The sequence below is a fragment of the Pauljensenia sp. UMB3104 genome (genome assembly GCF_030217285.1).
GTDB lineage: Bacteria > Actinomycetota > Actinomycetes > Actinomycetales > Actinomycetaceae > Pauljensenia.
In genome coordinates this window covers 1-218 of record NZ_JASONN010000687.1, presented here as the reverse complement: position 1 = coordinate 218, position 218 = coordinate 1, and the positions used below count along the sequence as shown (strand labels likewise).

Genomic DNA, 218 nt, shown 5'->3' with positions numbered 1-218 from the left:
GCCGATCCGCGCGCCAAGCTCTCGCGTGCGGCGGTGCGCTGGGCGCTGACGGGCGTGGTCGTTCATCATGTGACGGTGGCGCGTATCTCCCAGGCCCTGGGCGTGTCCTGGAATACCGCTAACACTGCTGTCCTGGCCGAAGGAGAGCGCTCACTGATCAACGACCCGACCCGGTATGAAGGCGTGCGTGTCATTGGCGTGGATGAACACGTGTGGCG

At 65.6% G+C, this 218-nt stretch carries 1 pseudogene; it reads left to right on the top strand.

The annotated features are described in order from the left end of the window. A pseudogene (locus QP415_RS13285) lies at positions 1-218 on the top strand (ISL3 family transposase); the annotation flags it as partial.